This window comes from Allobosea sp. LjRoot237, from assembly GCF_964253285.1.
Lineage (GTDB): Bacteria > Pseudomonadota > Alphaproteobacteria > Rhizobiales > Beijerinckiaceae > Allobosea.
The window spans coordinates 236,756-252,552 of the sequence record NZ_CAXUQP020000001.1 but is presented as its reverse complement, the minus strand read 5'-3'; the positions used below and the strand labels follow the sequence as shown (position 1 = coordinate 252,552).

Sequence of the window (15,797 nt, the reverse complement as noted above, 5' to 3'; positions counted from 1 at the left end):
AACTGGTAGGCATGCGCGGCCGAACCGCCAGAGAGTTATGGAGTTCGCGCACTTGGCAGGGGAACGATATGGCGCTCGATGCGCCCGAGATCGGTGGAGATCGTCATGGGCTTTTTGGCCGTCCGCTTTTTTCCGAGGACAAGCCCATTGTTGAGCTCGGCGGCGTTTCCACCTCTCGCGCTGGCCGAGCAGGATTCGCCTCGGGCCAAGCTCCGTGCAAGCCGATCATGTAGCGACGCGAGCGGCCTGCAGCGCATACTGCACGACATAGCTTCGCTTTAGCGCGTGAGGAACTCCAAAGCCTTCCTCACGAAAGCCTCGTGATACTGGAAGATGCCGCCGTGCCCGGCATCCTCGTAGAGAACGAGTTCGGCATTCGGCAGGCGGCGCGCCAAGTCGATCGAGTTGCTGCTGGGGACCATTTTATCCTGATCGCCATTCGCCACGAGAACAGGCTTCAAAATGGCGCTAAGGTCCTGCCGCGCCTGCATGCCCCAGGCCTTGATCGCCTTGAGCTGCCTCAGGAACGCGGCCATCGTGATCGGCTTGTCGCGCCCCGCCTTGCGCTCCTTCAAGCGTTCCAGGAAGGCTTTCGCGGCGCGGCGGCCATTCGCGGTCGAGGTGAAGAAGAGGTAGAATTTCGGGTCCCGGAAGGTCAGCATCCCTCTGATGATGAGCGGCCAGGAGACCGGACCTACTCTCGAGATTCCTTCGCCCCCGGCCGGACCGGTACCGGTCAGGATGACCTTGCGGACAAGACCCGGTTCTTTCAGCACGATCTCCTGCGCCACGAAACCGCCAAGCGAGAAGCCGAGCAGATCGACTTGCCTGAGGCCCAGCGCGCGGATGAAGGCGATCGCGTCCTCGGCCATCTCCGCCACCGTGAGCGGTGCCTTGCCGCCCGATGCGCCGACACCACGATAGTTGACGGCGATCACGGGCCTGCTCGCGGCAAGGCCGTCGACAATGCGCGGATCAAAGTTGTCCAGGGTGGCGCCCCAGTGATTCAGCATGATCACCGGGACATCGGCCACGGTCCCGAGCTGCCGATAGACGAACCTCGTCCCTGCAGCATCGATGCTCCTGGTCGGCACATCTTTCCACGTCATGGAGCTGGTTTCTGGTGGACGCGACATGTTCACGATCGTTTCCTTGGATGCGCGACAGGCGCACGCTATCGGCGCCGTCTTGGCCTGTAGGCAAAGACGACCACCCTCACCTCAGCTTGACGACGACCTTGCCCTTTGACCGTCCCGTCTCGATGTAGGCCAAGGCCTCGTTGGTCGCTTCGAACGGGAAGACCCGATCCATGACGGGGCGAATGATCCCTGCCTCGATCAACGATGTGATCTGGCTCAACTGCTCGCCGCTCGCGCGCATGAAGAGGAACGAATAGCTGATCCGCCGAGCCTTGGCTTTCCTGCGGATGCCGAAGCTCAGAAGACGCATGACCTGCTTCAGGACCCAGTTCAGTCCTTGTTCCCTGGCGAATTCGGGGTCCGGCGGACCGGAGATCGAGATCAGCTTGCCGCCGGGTTTCAGAACCTTCAGGGATTTCTGAAGCGTGTCGCTGTCCAGGCTGTTCAACACCACGTCGTAGCCGGACAGGACCTTCTCGAAGTCCTGCTTCTTGTAATCGATGACGACATCGGCGCCGAGGCTCCTCACCAGCTCGACATTCGCCGTGCCCGTCGTCGTCGCGACGGTCGCGCCGAGATGCTTCGCCAGTTGGATGGCGAAGGTGCCCACGCCGCCGGAGCCGGCGTGGATGAGGACCTTCTGCCCCTTTCGCAGACCGGCTCGCTCGACCAGCACCTGCCAGGCCGTCAGCCCCACAAGCGGGATGGAAGCCGCCTCCTCCATGGTGAGGTTCTCGGGCTTCAGCGCCAGGTCGGCTTCGTTCACGGCGATGAACTCCGCGAACGTCCCGACCCGGCCATCGCGCGGCCGGGCATAGACCTCGTCACCCGGCTTGAAGCGCCGGACATTCGATCCGACGCGGACCACCGTGCCCGCCACGTCGTGTCCCAGGATGAAGGGCGCGCGGTAGGGCAAGATGAGCTTGAACTCGCCGTCGCGAACTTTCGAATCCAGAAGGTTGAGCCCGGCTGCGTGGACCGCGACCAGGACATCGTCATCCCGCACCGGCGGCTCCGGTATGTCGCCGAAGCGCAACGCGCCGTTCTTCTTGTATCGATCGACGATGAAGGCTCTCATGATAACTTCTTTCTACGGGTTCGCTCTGGATCGAGCAGTTTTCCCGTCGGTCTCCGCCGCCTATTCTTGGCGCTGCCAAATCTGCGAACGACCGAGCATCGATATACCGACGAAACCGCGCACGTTGAGCCTCTTGCCACCGTCGGTCAGGTAGATCTTGCTGCTATAAGTCTTGCCATTATCCGGATCGAGGATCCGGCCGCCGGTAAATTCGGCGCCGTCCTTCTTCAGGCCGGACAGGATCACCAGTCCGATGACCGGCGCATTCTTCAACGCGCCTTCGCACTTCGTGCAGGTTGGGCTTTCGTTCGCGGCGAGGAAGACTTTCTCGATCTTGCCCTGCAGAGCGCCATTCGCTTCCGAAATGCGGATCAGGGCCCTAGGCTTGCCGCTGACGTCGTCGACGTTCCTCCACAGGCCGACTGGCGAGGCATTATCCGCCCACGCAGCCGAGGATGCGAGTGCCGCGACCACCGTGAGCGCGAAAGCGGCAGATTGTTTCAGAAGACTCATGGCGGTGATCTCCGAAGAATGAGGCACTGCTGTCGAGTGGATGGTTGCCGCGCATGGCTCATGGGCGGCTTGCGGCCGCGATGGCGGGATAGTCGGTGTAGCCCGCGGCGCCTCCGCCATAGATCGTAGCCGGGTCGACAGCCGCCAGCGGTGCGCGGGTCTCCAGCCTCTCCACCAGGTCGGGATTGGCGATGAAGGGGCGGCCGAAGGCGAACAGATCGGCCTTGTCCTCGTCCAGCCGCGACGTCGCGAGGTCGAGATCATAGCCGTTATTGGCAACATAGGCATTCTTGAAGCGGCGGCGGAGCGAGCCGAAGTCGAACGGCGTGACATCGCGCGGTCCACCCGTGGCGCCCTCGACGACATGGATGTAGACGATGCCCAAGGCATCGAGTTGATCGACGATGTAGTCGAACTGGGCCTGGGGGCCGCTGCTCGAGACACCGTTGGCCGGTGAGACCGGCGAAATCCGGATGCCGGTGCGCCCGGCGCCGATCTCGTCGACCACCGCAGCTGTGACCTCCAGCATCAGCCGGGCCCGGTTCTCGACCGATCCGCCATAGGCGTCCGTCCGGACATTGACGCCGTCCCTGGCAAACTGGTCGAGCAGATAGCCGTTGGCGCCATGGATCTCAACGCCATCGAAGCCGGCCGCGATGGCGTTCGCGGCCGCTTGCCGGAAGTCGCTCACGATCCCCGGCAACTCGTCGAGGGCCAAGGCGCGCGGCTCCGAGACCTCGAAGAAGCCGTTATTGACGAAGGTCTTGGTTGCGGCCCGGATCGCCGACGGCGCGACCGGCGCCGCCCCGTTCTCCTGGAGATCGACGTGGCTGACGCGGCCGACATGCCAGAGCTGCAGGAATATCCGCCCGCCCCTGGCGTGCACGGCGGTCGTGACCTTGCGCCAGCCGTCGATCTGCGCCTGTGAGTAGATGCCGGGCGTGTCCTGGTAACCCTGTCCCTGCCGCGAGATTTGCGTGGCCTCGGAAATCAGCAGGCCGGCCGACGCGCGCTGACCATAATATTCAGCGGCGAGGTCGCTCGGCACGAAACCCGGGCCGGCACGGTTGCGCGTCAGGGGCGCCATCACGATCCGATTGGAGAGGATCAGCGAGCCGAGAGTATAGGGCTCAAACAGGGTCTTGCTCGTCATAACTCACCTTTGCTTGTTCCCGCGGTAGCGGGGCCGTTTGTCGAGATTGCTTGGTTGGTGCTCAGACGACCGTGCGGTACCGCTCGGCGGGATGTTCGTTGCGATAGTTCGGAAGCATGGCCTGGCGCGCGGCCTGAAGCGCGTCCCACTGCCCGGCATCGGGAAGCGGCGGGATGGTGACCGGCTCGCGGCGGTCGAAGCCGACCAGCGCCGCATCGACCAGATCGCCCACCTCCATCACATTGGACAGCGTGTTGACGTCGGCGCCGACATGCCCCCAGATCTCGGTTCGCGTCGTAGCGGGAAGCACGGCCTGGACGTAGACACCCTTCGGTCCGAGCTCGAGGCTGAGCCCCTGCGACAGGAACAGCACGAAGGCTTTGGTTGCGCCGTAGACCGTCATGCCGAACTCCGGCGCCAGGCCGACCACGGAGCCGATATTGACGATCGCTCCCTCGCCGGCCTTGGCAAGACGCGGGGCGATGGCGCTGGCAAGCCGCAGAAGCGCAGTCGTGTTGAGCGCAACCAGCCGCGCGACATCGTCGGTGCTCTGCTCGACGAAGCTTCCGCCGATGGCCGTTCCGGCATTGTTGACGAGGATCCCGATGCGGGCGTCATCGCGCAGCCGCGTCTCGACCGCTGCAAGCTCGTCGGCCTTGGTGAGATCAGCCTGGATGATGTCGATCGCCACGCGATTGTCCTGACGCAGGCGAGCCGCCAGAGCCTCCATGCGCGCCCTGTCACGGGCAACCAGAACGAGGTCGTGTCCGCGGCGCGCGAAGCGCTCGGCATAGGCGGCTCCGATGCCGGTGGAGGCGCCCGTGATGAGGACTGACGGAATGGCGGTCATGGCATTGCTCTTTTCTGTGCTGAAACCTATATTCATGATGTTCATCATGATTGTGGTTTAATATGATGCTCATCATGTAAATGTCAACGGAGCCTGCGGAGAATTTTGAAATGAGGGTCAGTCGAGACCAGATGGCGGAGAACCGTCGCCGGATTCTGGAGGTTGCCAGCCGGCTGTTTCGCGACAAGGGGTTCGACGCGGTCAGCGTGGCGGAGGTGATGAAAGCCGCCGGGCTCACCCATGGCGGCTTCTATGGCCATTTCAGTTCGAAGGACGACCTGATCGCGCAGACCCTTGCCCATGTCCTCGCCGCGGACGCAGGCGAAGGGGGCGATCTTCGCACCTATCTCGACGACTATCTTTCACCCCGACATCGCGACAACTGCGCCGGTGGTTGCCCGACGGCGAGCCTTGCGGCCGCCGTGCGCCTGCAGACCCCGGCGGCACGCTCAGCCATGACCGAAGGCCTTCGCTCGCAGATCGACCGCGTCGGCAAGGCGCTCCCGGAGTTGGCTGCGGCAGACAGACGCCGCGTGGCGATCGGAAGCTTTGCGGCGATGGTGGGAGCCGTGATCCTCGCCCGGGCGGTAGACGACCCAGCGCTTTCGGATGAGGTGCTGGAACAGACGCGTTCCTGGATTGATGCTGGCATCAATCCGCAACCTGCCAGCGCCAGATAAACCCGTTACCTGGTCCGGTGCAGGCAAACGAGGTCCCTCCCCTTCGCGAAGCTCGGCACCGATCGCGAGGCAGTCATGCTGCCGCACCGGCGCGGCAAGCGCGCGGGCGGCGTTGGCACCCGCGGTGAGGATGCGACCCGAGAGTTCAGCATTATCGACGGCCCGAGCCAGCTGCAGCGCACCGATCAGGGTCGCGAAGATGGAAATGGCAGTGCCTTCCCGATCCGCCAGATGCGGATCGAGCTGAGCGGCCAGCTGCCGCGCCAGGGTTAGGACATGCCCGGTGTAGAGTTCGCGCGTGTCCGATGGTTCGCGGCCCAGGTCAGGCAGCAGCGCGGTAGATGCGCATCCCAGTCCTGGATGGTCGCGGTGCATTAGCAACCGCGTCGGCGATTGGCCGAAACGACGTGCTGCGCTCTCCCGCTGGCCTGCGAGCGCTGGGCCGAGACAATAGGCGCGTCACGAATGGCTCTTCGGGTTCCGCCAAGCTGCGTCGCGAGCCTTGTGCGGGTGCTCTATCGAGAAAGCAGCGCGACCTTGTTTCTGATCGTCCTGACGAGACTGAGCGCCGCCATCTCCGACGATTTCGGATTTCCGGCAAGCGCCCTGTTCTCGATCACGACGTCCAGGCGGCCGAAGGCGCCGGACGCGCTCAGGCGGTGGCAATTCGCGGCGATACCGGGATCGGCGACGAGCTCGATGCGGGTTCGATCCAGCCCGATGCCGGCAAGCGCCGAGATCACCGCGACATTGGCGTTCTGAGGAAACCGAACCGCCGCTTCGCGCGCCGAACCGGTGAAGAAAGTGACCGGCGCGCGAAGCGCGTCGAGCCTGACCATCTCTTCAGCCGGGGTGCCGCGCCAGGCCGCTGGAGGCTTGACGATGCTGTGGACGACCTCGTCGAGCGGCAGCGCCGATGCAGCCGCGACGCCGTCGACTCCGGCGAGCGCTCCGGGGGGAAGAATGAGTTGGCTGCCGCTGGCCTCGGCCGTCGCCAGCAGGTGCTCGAGCAGCGCGGCATCGGTCAGCGCGCTGGCCGATGCGATCGCGAAGGCAGGCGCGGAGCGCAGAGCAGCCTCACCCCAGATCGCGACCGCCTCGCGGCCGGCGGCTTCCATCACGAGGTCGAGGTCAAGCCCGGCAAGCTGCCCGGGGTCGGTCACGAGCTCCGCGCCGGCGGGGATGTCGTCGGCGCGCGCAATCGATCGGACGCCGATAGCGACGATGGCTAGTCCCCGAGCGTCCTGCGCGCCCGACAGCAACTCGACGACGCGCCGGTTGATCGCGCCCCAGCCAATGAGCGCGATGCGGAGCGGCTTGCGCAGGCGGCTCGTCATTGGCGGGCCGCCATCCGCAACGCCAGATCGAGCAGCGCGCCGCCATTCAGCCCGTCGAGCATGCTGAAATGATGCCCGGGGCAGATCAATGGCTCCGGTATGCGCCAGGTCTCGGCCAGCGCGATCGACTGGGCCTTGAACGCCTCGCTCTCGCCTTCGCCAACCGCCAAGGCGATGTTCTGCACAAGCGGTCGCGGCTGGGAAAGCGGGCTCAGCCGCATCGCGCGAGCGGGGTCGGCAAGGCCGAGCAGGCGGCCGATCGGCAGATGCCCGAGCGGCTCGAGATGATAGAGCCCGGAAAGCAGCAGGGCAGAGCCGACCGGCGGACAGCCCGGCGAGGCCAGCGCCATGGCGGCGAGGTGAGCGCCGGCAGAATGGCCACACAGATGCAGCCGGGCAGGATCGAGACCAAGCGCCTCGGCTTCTTGGACGAGAAAGCTCAGCGCCGCGACGGTCTGGACGATGCTCGCTTCGAGGGCTGTCTCCGGCGCCAGCCCGTAATTCGGCATGGCGACCGCGAAACCGGCGTCGAGCAGGCCCTGCGCGAATTGAGCGTGCTGGATTTTGTCGGAGGCCTGCCAGTAGCCGCCATGGACGAAGACGAAGATCGGAGGGAGCTGCGCGCCGGCTGGGCGATAGAGATCGAGCGTCTCGAAGCGACCCGGGCCATAGGCGAGATCGAGCCCGGCATGACTGGCGCGAAAACCCGCGCCATCTCTGCTCCATTGCCGGAACAGCGCTTTCATGTCGGCCTGCAGGCGCGGGCTGTACTGCCGGGCAAGTTCGCGCAGCGGATAACCGTCGACCTCGACATCCGGCAGCGGCCCCGGTTCGGCAAGGCGGGCGTGCACCGTCAGGCCGGGGCCGTCCTTCGGCAACAGCCGGATCGGCGGCCGGAAGCCGATAAGGACCTCGCGATAGGCCAGCTCGATCTCGTGACGGGAGAGATGAAAGGCCGCAGGCTGCTCCGAGGCCCAGCTCATCTCGAGCAGATGATGCGGTCCGCGGCCGGCGGCGATCATGCCGTCGAGAAGGGCGCTCAGCGCCTCGCGCAGGGCCTCAATGGGATCGGCCTCGGCGCTCTCCGCCGCGAGTTCCAGCACATTGGTCTCAGACGCCGACATAGCGATGCACCATCTCCGCCTGGGCCGCGAGTTCGGCGCTGGAGCCGGACCAGACCGTGCGCCCCTTCTCGATGATGTAGTGGCGATCGGCGAGGCGCTTGAGCACGGCAATGTTCTTGTCGATCAGCAGGATCGACTGCCCCTGCGCCTTGAGCGCCTCGAGGCAGCGCCAGATCTCGGCCCGGATTACCGGCGCCAGCCCCTCGGTCGCCTCGTCGAGGATCAGCAGCTTCGGATTGGTCATCAGCGCTCGGCCGACAGCGAGCATCTGCTGCTCGCCGCCCGACAGCGTGCGGGCGGACTGGCCGGCGCGCTCCTCAAGGCGCGGGAACAGCGCGTAGACCCTCTCCAGCGTCCAGGGCGAAGCGCGTCCGAGCCGGTTGGCGGCGGTGGCGACGAGGTTCTCCCGCACGCTCAGGGTCGGGAAGACCTGCCTGCCTTCCGGCACGAGGCCGACGCCACAGCGGGCAATGATTTCAGGCGCGCGACCCTGGAGCGCGCGGCCGTCGAAGCTGATCTCGCCGCCTTTCGGCGCCAACAGCCCCATGATCGAGCGCACCGTCGTGGTCTTGCCCATGCCGTTGCGGCCGAGCAGGGTCACCACCTCGCCATCGCCGATGTCGAGGCCGACATCGAACAGCACCTGGCTCGCACCATAGGCCGATTGCAGGTTGCGCACACTCAGCATCAGGCGTCTCCCTCACCGAGATAGGCGGTGCGGACGTCGCTGTTGTCGCGAATTTCCTCCGCCGTCCCGGTCGCGATGATCCGGCCATAGACCAGCACCGAGATCCGGTCGGCGAGCGCAAAAACCGCGTCCATGTCGTGCTCGACGAGCAGCATGGTGACGCGCCCCTTCAGCCCTGAGAGCATCGCGACCATCTGCTCGCTCTCGGCATGGCCGAGACCCGCCATCGGCTCGTCGAGCAGCAGCAGGCGCGGCTCACAGGCGAGCGCGATGGCAAATTCGAGCTGCTTCTGCTCGCCATGCGAGAGGTCGGCGACCATGACCTCGGCGCGATGGGCGAGGCCGGCGGCGGTCAGATGCTCGCGGGCGCGCGGGCGCAGGCCCTTGTCGCAACGGGCATCGGCGAAGAAGCGGAAGCTGTGCCCCTGCCACGCCTGCACCGCGAGCGCGACATTGTCGAGCATGGTGAAGTCCGGCAGGAGCTGATTGATCTGGAAGGTGCGGGCGAGGCCGCGGCGCACGCGCTGTGGCGTCGCCAGCGCGTCGATCGCCTCGCCATCCAGCCTGATCTCGCCGGCATCATGGCTGAGCTCGCCGAAGAGCTGGGTCAGCAATGTGGTCTTGCCGGCGCCATTCGGACCGATCAGCGCATGGATCTCACCCTCGACCACGTCGAGATCGACGCTGTCGGTGGCGATGAGGCCGCCGAAGCGCTTGCGCAGGCCGCGGACGGAAAGGAGCGGCTCACTCATCGCTCGCTCCTGCCGATACTGAGCCGGTTGAACAGCCCGTTGAGCCCGCCCTGCGTGAACAGGACCACCAGCAGCAGGATCGGCCCGAGGATGAGCTGCCAATGCTCGGTCCAGGAGGTCAGCACCGTCTCGAGGATGACGAGCGCTGCGGCGCCGAAGAGCGGGCCGAGCAAGGTGCCGACGCCGCCGAGGATGACCATGATCATCAGCTCGCCCGACTTGGTCCAGTGCAGCATGTCGGGGCTGACGAAGCGCAGATAATTCGCCATCAGCGCCCCGGCGAGGCCGGTGCCCATGCCGGAGATCACGAAGGCGGCGAGCTTGTAGCGATAAGGCGCGATGCCGATCGCCGCCATGCGTCGCTCGTTCTGGCGGATGCCGGCCAGCACCATGCCGAAACGCGAGCCGATGATGCGCCAGAGAACCAGAAAGACCAGCGCCGCGACCGCAAGGCAGATGAAATAGAAGGTGATGTCGTCGCGGGTGTTGAGGCCGAACAATTCGTTGCGGCGGCGGATCGTCATGCCGTCATCGCCGCCATAGGCCTTGAGCGAGACGAACAGGAAGAACAGCATCTGCGCGAAGGCGAGCGTTATCATGATGAACTGCACGCCGCTGGTGCGCAGCGACAGCGCGCCGATCAGCAGGGCCAGCAAGCCGCCGACCAGGATCGCGGCGGGCAGCGTGATCAGCAGCTGGCTCGTCCCCGGAATCAGGCCGAGGAAGAGGCCGTCGTCGACGTAAGTCCGGTAGAGGATGCCGACGACATAGCCGCCGACCCCGAAGAAGGCGGCGTGTCCGAACGAAACCATGCCGCCGAAGCCGAGCGCCAGATTGAGGCTGGCGGCAGCGATCGCATAGATCAGCGCGCGGGTCGCCAGCGGCACCAGCGCGGGCTGGCCAAGCGCCTGGACGAGAAAGGGCAGCGCTACGAGTCCGAGGACCAGCGCGAGCAGCGCCAAGGCACGGCCTGCATTCGGCGCAGTTGGACCAGCGTGAGTGATGGCGTCCTCAGACATTGGCGGGGAAAAGTCCCTTGGGCCGCACCAGCAGCACCACGGCCATCAGCATGTAGATGCCCATCGAGGCGAGGCCCGCACCGAGCGCGTCGGCTTCCGAGCCGGTCATGACCTGGCGCAGCAGGCCGGGCAGGAAGGCGCGCAGGGATGTATCGACGAGGCCGACGAGCAGGGCCCCGAAGAAGGCACCGCGGATCGAGCCGACGCCGCCGATCACCACGACGACGAAGGTCATGATCAGGATCTGCTCGCCCATGCCGACCTGCACGGCCAGGATCGGCCCGGCCATCAGTCCGGCAAGGCCAGCGAGCAGGGCCCCCAATCCGAAGACGGCGGTATAGAGCAGGCGAATGTCGACGCCGAGCGCCCGGACCATCTCGCGGTGGGTGGCGCCGGCCCTGACCAGCATGCCGATGCGGGTGCGGTTGATCAGGAGGTAGAGCCCGAGCGCGACGGCGAGACCGACGGCGATGATGATGAGCCGGTAGACCGGATAGGTGAGGCCGGGCAGCAGCTCGACCGAGCCGTTGAGCGCCGGCGGCACCGAGACGAAGAGCGGCTGGCGCCCGAACAGGATCGTCACGCTCTGGTTGAAGATCAGGATCAGCGCGAAGGTCGCCAGCACCTGGTCGAGATGGTCACGGGCATAGAGCCGGCGCAGCACGAAGAGCTCCATCGCCATGCCGGCCAGGGCGGCGGCCGCAAGGCCCGCCAGGATGGCGAGCAGGACCGAGCCCGTCTGCGCCGCGGCGAAGGCGGCGGCATAGGCGCCGACCATGTAGAGCGAGCCATGGGCGAGGTTGATCACGCCCATGATGCCGAAGATCAGCGTCAGCCCGGCCGCGAGCAGGAACAGCATCACGCCGAACTGCAGGCCGTTGAGCAATTGTTCGAGAACGAGGGTCATCGCTGCGGAAGCCGGACAGCCCCGACAAGGGCGCGGGGAACCCTCTCCTGTAAGGAGAGGGCAGGGTGAGGTGTAGGCCGTTGGACCAGTGATGCGAGCGGTGTGGCTGGGTTCAGGCTCATGATTTCTCTCCCGAACACCTCACCCCTGCCCCTCTCCTTACAGGAGAGGGGTTCCCCACGCCCTAATCGTCGTGGTCAGTACGCAAGACGCGCTGACTCAGAGCTTGCAGTCCTTGGCATAGGCGTCGCCATGATTGCTCAGCACCTTGCCCGAGGTCTTCAGCACCGGCGTTCCATCCGCGCCCTTCTCGACCTTGAGCGCATACCAGTCCTGGACCGGGTGCTGGTTGGTGCCGAATTTGAAGGCGCCGCGCACCGACTGGAAATCGGCCTTGGCAAGCGCCTTGCGCAAAGCCGGCACATCGGCCTTGCCACCGGCCGCCTTCAGCGCCGAGGCGATGGCGAGCGCGGTGTCGTAGCCCTGGCTGGCGTAATAGGTCGGCACGCGGTTGTAGGCCTTGGTGAAGGCCTCGACGAAGGCCTTGTTCGAGGCGTTGTCGAAGTCGGTGTTCCAATGCGCGGTCACGCTGAGCCCGAGCGCAGCCTCGCCGACGGCCTTGAGCGTGGTCGCGTCGAGCGAGGGCTCGGCCAGCACCATCGGGGTTTTGCCGAGGAGGCCGGCCTGCTGGTACTGGCGCAGGAAGGCGATGCCGAGCCCGCCCGGATGGAACTGGAAGACCACGTCCGGATTGGCCGAGCGGATCTGCGCCATCTCCGGCGCGAAATCGGTCTGGTCGAGGCGCGTATAGACCTCGCCGGCGATCTCGCCCTTGAACAGGCGCTTGAAGCCGGAGAGCGCATCCTTGCCGGCCTGGTAGTTCGGGGCGAGGATGAAGGCCTTCTTGTAGCCGAGATTGGTGGCGTGCTGGCCGGCGCTCTCATGCAGGCTGTCGTTCTGCCAGGAGACGACGAAATAGTTCTCGTTGCACTCCTTGCCGGCGAAGTTCGACGGCGCCGCATTGGGGCTGACATAGAGCGCCCCGGCATCGACGATATCGGGCACGGTCGCGCCGGCGACGTTCGAGAAGACGATGCCGGTCATGATCTTGATGCCGTCGGTCTTCAGCATCTTCTCGGCGATCTGCTTGCCCTGGCCGGGCTTCAGCGCGTCGTCCTCGACAACGAGCTCGACCGGCGCGCCGCCGAGCTTGCCGCCGCCCATCTCGATCGCGAGCCTGAAGGCATCGCGAATATCCTGGCCGAGATAGCCGCCCGGTCCGGACAGCGTCGTGACCATGCCGATCTTGACCGGCGCTTGCTGAGCGAGCGCCGGCAAGGCGACGGCGGCTGCCAGCATCAATCCCAGGCATACTGATTTACGGTGCTGCATGGTTCCCCTCGTCCGATCATTTGTGCGTCGGATTGTTCGAAATTATTTTAAGCTTAAAGCAATTTTGGATCGGTGCGCAAGCGCGTCGGGGCGCCGTACGAGCCGGCGCCTCCGCCCTCGCTCAGAGCGCGACCCAACCGGCCGGCGGCTTCCTGCCGGGATGGAGGGCGCCACACTGCTTGCAGGTCCGCGCCTTTTCGTCGGCGAAGAAGGCTTCGTAGAGCGGCGGCAGGTCCTTGACGAGATCCCCGACCTTGAGCTCGATGCGATGCACCAGGCCATTGCACTCGAAGCAGTACCATTCGAAGCCGTCGACCTGGTCGGCATGGCGCGCCGGCTCGACCACGAGCCCGATCGAGCCCTCCTGCGGGCGCTGCGGCGAGTGGCGCACATGCGGCGGCAGCAGGAAGACGTCGCCCTCGCGGATCGTCACGTCGTAATGCTTCCCGTTGTCGACGAGCTTCAGCATCATGTCGCCCTTGAGTTGGTAGAAGAACTCCTCCACCGGGTCGTCATGGAAATCGGCGCGCTGGTTCGGACCGCCGACCACCATCACGGTCATCTGGCCGTCGGAGAACACCTTCTTGTTGCCGACCGGCGGCTTCAGCAGGTGCTCGTTCTCTTCGATCCATTTCTTGAAGTTGAAGGCCTTGAGCCGTTCTTCGGTCGCCATCGCTTCACCTCTCCCGTTTTGTGCTGTCCTACCCGAATTTCAGCCGGCCTTCGCCAACGGCCGGCCCGCCGCGAGCTTGAGCCCGCAGCTCTCGAAGGCGGCGCGCGTCGCCGCCTGCTCGGTTTCCGTCAGCTCGAGCAAGGGCGCGCGCACGCGCCCGCCGACCTGCCCCAGCAGTTCCTGCCAGTATTTCTGATGCGCATGCGGCTTCTCGGCCGGCCGCGTGACGCGCAGCGCCTCGCGCACGGGGTGGAGGCTGTCGCGCACGGCCTGCGACTTCTCGACCTCGCCGGCAAAGGCGAGATCAGTGTATTCGCGCATGCGCAGATCGTTCGCGCTCTGGATCAGATAGGGCGGCGAGGAGCAGAGATAGAGCTGCCAGCTGAGCTCGACGATGTTGTCGAGCCATTCCTCTTCCGAGGCGGTGCTGACCAGGATGCGGTCGCCGGCGAGCCGGGTGAGCTCGGCATACATGGCGCGCGGCACGCTGTACTTGATCGCGACGACGTTCTCGATGTCGGCGAGGCGGTTGCAGAGCTGCGGGCTCATCAGATAGCCGCTGTCCGGATGGCTCCAGAGCGCAATGCCGATATCGACCTTTTCGGCGATCGTCCGGTAGTACTCGTAGAGCGTCTCGTCCTGCGCCTTGAAGAAGTGCAGCAGCGGCGCGTGCACGACGATGTAGTCGGCGCCGACCATCTGCGCGTGCTTCGCGAGGTCGATGACGACATCCATGTTCTGGTCGGAGCAGGACATGATCGTCTGCCCACGGCCGGCCGTGGCCTCGACCGCGAGTTCGAAGCTGCGCTTGCGCTCCTCGACCGACATCGAGAAGAACTCGCCCTGCTTGCCGGCGATGAACAGGCCGTCGATCTTCAGGTCCTCAGTCCAGTGCCTGATGTTCTCGCGGAAGCCATCCTCGTCGATGCCGAGCGACCGGGTGAAAGGCGTCAGCGCCGCCGCCCAGATGCCCTTCATATTGGCGCGGGCGTAAGCCTTGGCGTCCTTCCTGGCGTAGTTCATGCGACTGCCTCCTTCTCGTTAGCCGGCTAGATCACCATGCGGTGCGAGACGTTCTTGATGACCGTGTAGTGCGCGAGCCCCTCGGCGCCGCCCTCGCGGCCATAGCCGCTATCCTTGACGCCGCCGAAGGGCGTCTCGGCCACCGAGGCCTCGAGCGTGTTGATCGAGACGTTGCCGGCCTCGATCCCGTCCGCGAGGCGGTCGGCATTGCTGGCGGAATGGGTGAAGGCGTAGGCGGCGAGGCCGAAGGGCAGTGAATTCGCTTTCTCAATCGCCTCGTCGAGCGACGAGACCGGGCTGATCAAGGCGAGCGGCCCGAACGGCTCCTCGCGCATGGCGCGGGCCTCGTCCGGCACGTCGGCGAGGACCGTCACCGGGAAGAAATAGCCGCGATTGCCGATGCGCTCGCCGCCGGCCAGCACCTGCGCGCCCTTGGCCCTGGCGTCGGCGACCAGCATCTCCATCGCCTCGATGCGGCGATGATTGGCGAGCGGACCCATCTGCGTCGCGCTGTCGAGACCGTTGCCGACCACCACCGAGCGCGCCTTCTCGGCGAAAGTCCGGGCGAAGGCCTCGTAGATCGGCTTCTGCACGAAGAAGCGCGTCGGCGAGGTGCAGACCTGGCCGGTGTTGCGCGACTTGCGGATCGCCGAGGCTGTTGCCGCCGCCACCGGGTCGACATCGTCGCAGACGATCACCGGAGCATGGCCGCCGAGCTCCATCAGCACTGGCTTCATATGGTCGGCGGCGATCCGGGTCAGGTGCTTGCCGACCGCCGTCGAGCCGGTGAAGGCGATCAGCCGGGTCTGCTCCTGCGGGATCAGGTATTGCGAGATCTCGGCCGGAATACCGAAGACCAGGTTGAACACGCCGGGCGGCAAGCCGGCATCGTGCAGGGCCCGGGCGATGTGGAGCGCGCCGGCCGGCGTCTCCTCCGCCGCCTTCAGGATGATCGAGCAGCCCGCTGCCAGCGCACCGGCGATCTTGCGCGCCGGCTGGCTCATCGGGAAATTCCACGGCGAGAAGGCTGCGACCATACCGATCGGCTGGTGCATCACGACATACTTGATGCCGGGCTCGCTCGGGATCACCCGGCCATAGGTGCGCTGGCCCTCGGCGGCATCCCATTCGAAGAACTCGCAGCCGCGGATCACTTCGAGCTGCGCCTGGGCGAAGGGCTTGCCGTGCTCGAGCGTGATCGCATGGGCGATCTCGTCGATACGGGCGCGCATCAGCGCCGCTGCCTTGAGCATGACCTCGCCACGAACCCGCGGCGCCGTCCGGCTCCAGACCCTGAAGCCGTCCCTGGCTGCCGCCAGCGCGTCATCGAGGTCGGCACGACCAGCGACGGGGACAGCGCCGATCACATTCTCATCGGCCGGGTTGAGCACCGGCAGGCTGTCGGAGGTCTTGCGCCAGGCTCCGCCGATATAGAGCTTGAGGTCTGGGTAGGCGGTCATGAAAAGCCT

General features: G+C 65.7%; 17 protein-coding genes. 2 read left to right on the top strand and 15 right to left on the bottom strand.

From position 1 onward, the window contains the following. Window positions 1-278: 278 nt before the first annotated feature. The 5 genes from ACSQ24_RS01160 to ACSQ24_RS01140 form a co-directional block, all read right to left on the bottom strand. Complete coding sequence (locus ACSQ24_RS01160; RefSeq protein WP_436097801.1) at window positions 279-1,109, bottom strand: alpha/beta fold hydrolase; 831 nt, start codon at window positions 1,107-1,109, stop codon at window positions 279-281. Window positions 1,110-1,215: 106 nt separating this feature from the next. Next, complete coding sequence (locus tag ACSQ24_RS01155; RefSeq protein WP_436092914.1) at window positions 1,216-2,217, bottom strand: NADP-dependent oxidoreductase; 1,002 nt, start codon at window positions 2,215-2,217, stop codon at window positions 1,216-1,218. Window positions 2,218-2,277: 60 nt separating this feature from the next. Next, complete coding sequence (locus tag ACSQ24_RS01150; RefSeq protein WP_436092913.1) at window positions 2,278-2,730, bottom strand: DUF2147 domain-containing protein; 453 nt, start codon at window positions 2,728-2,730, stop codon at window positions 2,278-2,280. A 58-nt stretch (window positions 2,731-2,788) separates the two neighbouring features. After that, window positions 2,789-3,883 (bottom strand): alkene reductase, encoded by a 1,095-nt coding sequence (locus tag ACSQ24_RS01145; RefSeq protein WP_436092912.1) that lies wholly within the window; start codon window positions 3,881-3,883, stop codon window positions 2,789-2,791. Window positions 3,884-3,944: 61 nt separating this feature from the next. After that, window positions 3,945-4,733 (bottom strand): SDR family NAD(P)-dependent oxidoreductase, encoded by a 789-nt coding sequence (locus tag ACSQ24_RS01140; RefSeq protein WP_436092911.1) that lies wholly within the window; start codon window positions 4,731-4,733, stop codon window positions 3,945-3,947. 110 nt (window positions 4,734-4,843) lie between these two features. On the opposite strand from ACSQ24_RS01140, the gene ACSQ24_RS01135 reads away from it, so the two are divergent. After that, window positions 4,844-5,413, top strand: coding sequence for a TetR/AcrR family transcriptional regulator (locus tag ACSQ24_RS01135; protein ID WP_436097800.1), 570 nt, complete (start codon window positions 4,844-4,846; stop codon window positions 5,411-5,413). A 75-nt stretch (window positions 5,414-5,488) separates the two neighbouring features. Beyond that, window positions 5,489-5,686 carry a hypothetical protein gene (locus ACSQ24_RS01130; protein ID WP_436092910.1) on the top strand — a complete coding sequence of 66 codons (198 nt, stop codon included), beginning with the start codon at window positions 5,489-5,491 and terminating at the stop codon, window positions 5,684-5,686. A 242-nt stretch (window positions 5,687-5,928) separates the two neighbouring features. On the opposite strand, the gene ACSQ24_RS01125 is transcribed toward ACSQ24_RS01130, so the two are convergent. The 10 genes from ACSQ24_RS01125 to ACSQ24_RS01080 all read right to left on the bottom strand — a co-directional run bounded on the left by ACSQ24_RS01125 (window position 5,929) and on the right by ACSQ24_RS01080 (window position 15,788). Next, window positions 5,929-6,750: an aspartate dehydrogenase gene (locus ACSQ24_RS01125; protein ID WP_436092909.1), complete on the bottom strand. Its 822-nt coding sequence runs from the start codon at window positions 6,748-6,750 to the stop codon at window positions 5,929-5,931. Next, on the bottom strand, window positions 6,747-7,874 hold the full coding sequence (locus tag ACSQ24_RS01120) for an alpha/beta hydrolase (RefSeq protein ID WP_436092908.1): 1,128 nt from the start codon (window positions 7,872-7,874) through the stop codon (window positions 6,747-6,749). The genes ACSQ24_RS01125 and ACSQ24_RS01120 overlap by 4 nt, the downstream gene beginning before the upstream one ends. Next, a complete protein-coding gene (locus ACSQ24_RS01115; RefSeq protein ID WP_436092907.1) occupies window positions 7,861-8,562 on the bottom strand; it encodes an ABC transporter ATP-binding protein in 702 nt (233 codons plus the stop codon). Before ACSQ24_RS01115 ends, ACSQ24_RS01120 begins: the two co-directional genes overlap by 14 nt. Next, window positions 8,562-9,314, bottom strand: a complete 753-nt coding sequence (locus ACSQ24_RS01110) for an ABC transporter ATP-binding protein (RefSeq protein WP_436092906.1) — start codon at window positions 9,312-9,314, stop codon at window positions 8,562-8,564. Before ACSQ24_RS01110 ends, ACSQ24_RS01115 begins: the two co-directional genes overlap by 1 nt. Continuing rightward, entirely contained in the window at window positions 9,311-10,333 is a 1,023-nt protein-coding gene (locus tag ACSQ24_RS01105) for a branched-chain amino acid ABC transporter permease (RefSeq protein WP_436092905.1), read from the bottom strand. The genes ACSQ24_RS01110 and ACSQ24_RS01105 overlap by 4 nt, the downstream gene beginning before the upstream one ends. Next, window positions 10,326-11,240, bottom strand: coding sequence for a branched-chain amino acid ABC transporter permease (locus tag ACSQ24_RS01100; RefSeq protein WP_436092904.1), 915 nt, complete (start codon window positions 11,238-11,240; stop codon window positions 10,326-10,328). Before ACSQ24_RS01100 ends, ACSQ24_RS01105 begins: the two co-directional genes overlap by 8 nt. Before the next feature lie 219 nt (window positions 11,241-11,459). Further along, window positions 11,460-12,632, bottom strand: a complete 1,173-nt coding sequence (locus ACSQ24_RS01095) for an ABC transporter substrate-binding protein (RefSeq protein WP_436092903.1) — start codon at window positions 12,630-12,632, stop codon at window positions 11,460-11,462. Between the two features lie 121 nt (window positions 12,633-12,753). Next, window positions 12,754-13,305, bottom strand: a complete 552-nt coding sequence (locus ACSQ24_RS01090; protein ID WP_436092902.1) for a 3-hydroxyanthranilate 3,4-dioxygenase — start codon at window positions 13,303-13,305, stop codon at window positions 12,754-12,756. A 39-nt stretch (window positions 13,306-13,344) separates the two neighbouring features. Beyond that, window positions 13,345-14,328: a dihydrodipicolinate synthase family protein gene (locus ACSQ24_RS01085; protein ID WP_436092901.1), complete on the bottom strand. Its 984-nt coding sequence runs from the start codon at window positions 14,326-14,328 to the stop codon at window positions 13,345-13,347. Between the two features lie 26 nt (window positions 14,329-14,354). Continuing rightward, window positions 14,355-15,788, bottom strand: a complete 1,434-nt coding sequence (locus ACSQ24_RS01080; protein WP_436092900.1) for an NAD-dependent succinate-semialdehyde dehydrogenase — start codon at window positions 15,786-15,788, stop codon at window positions 14,355-14,357. Window positions 15,789-15,797: the final 9 nt, after the last annotated feature.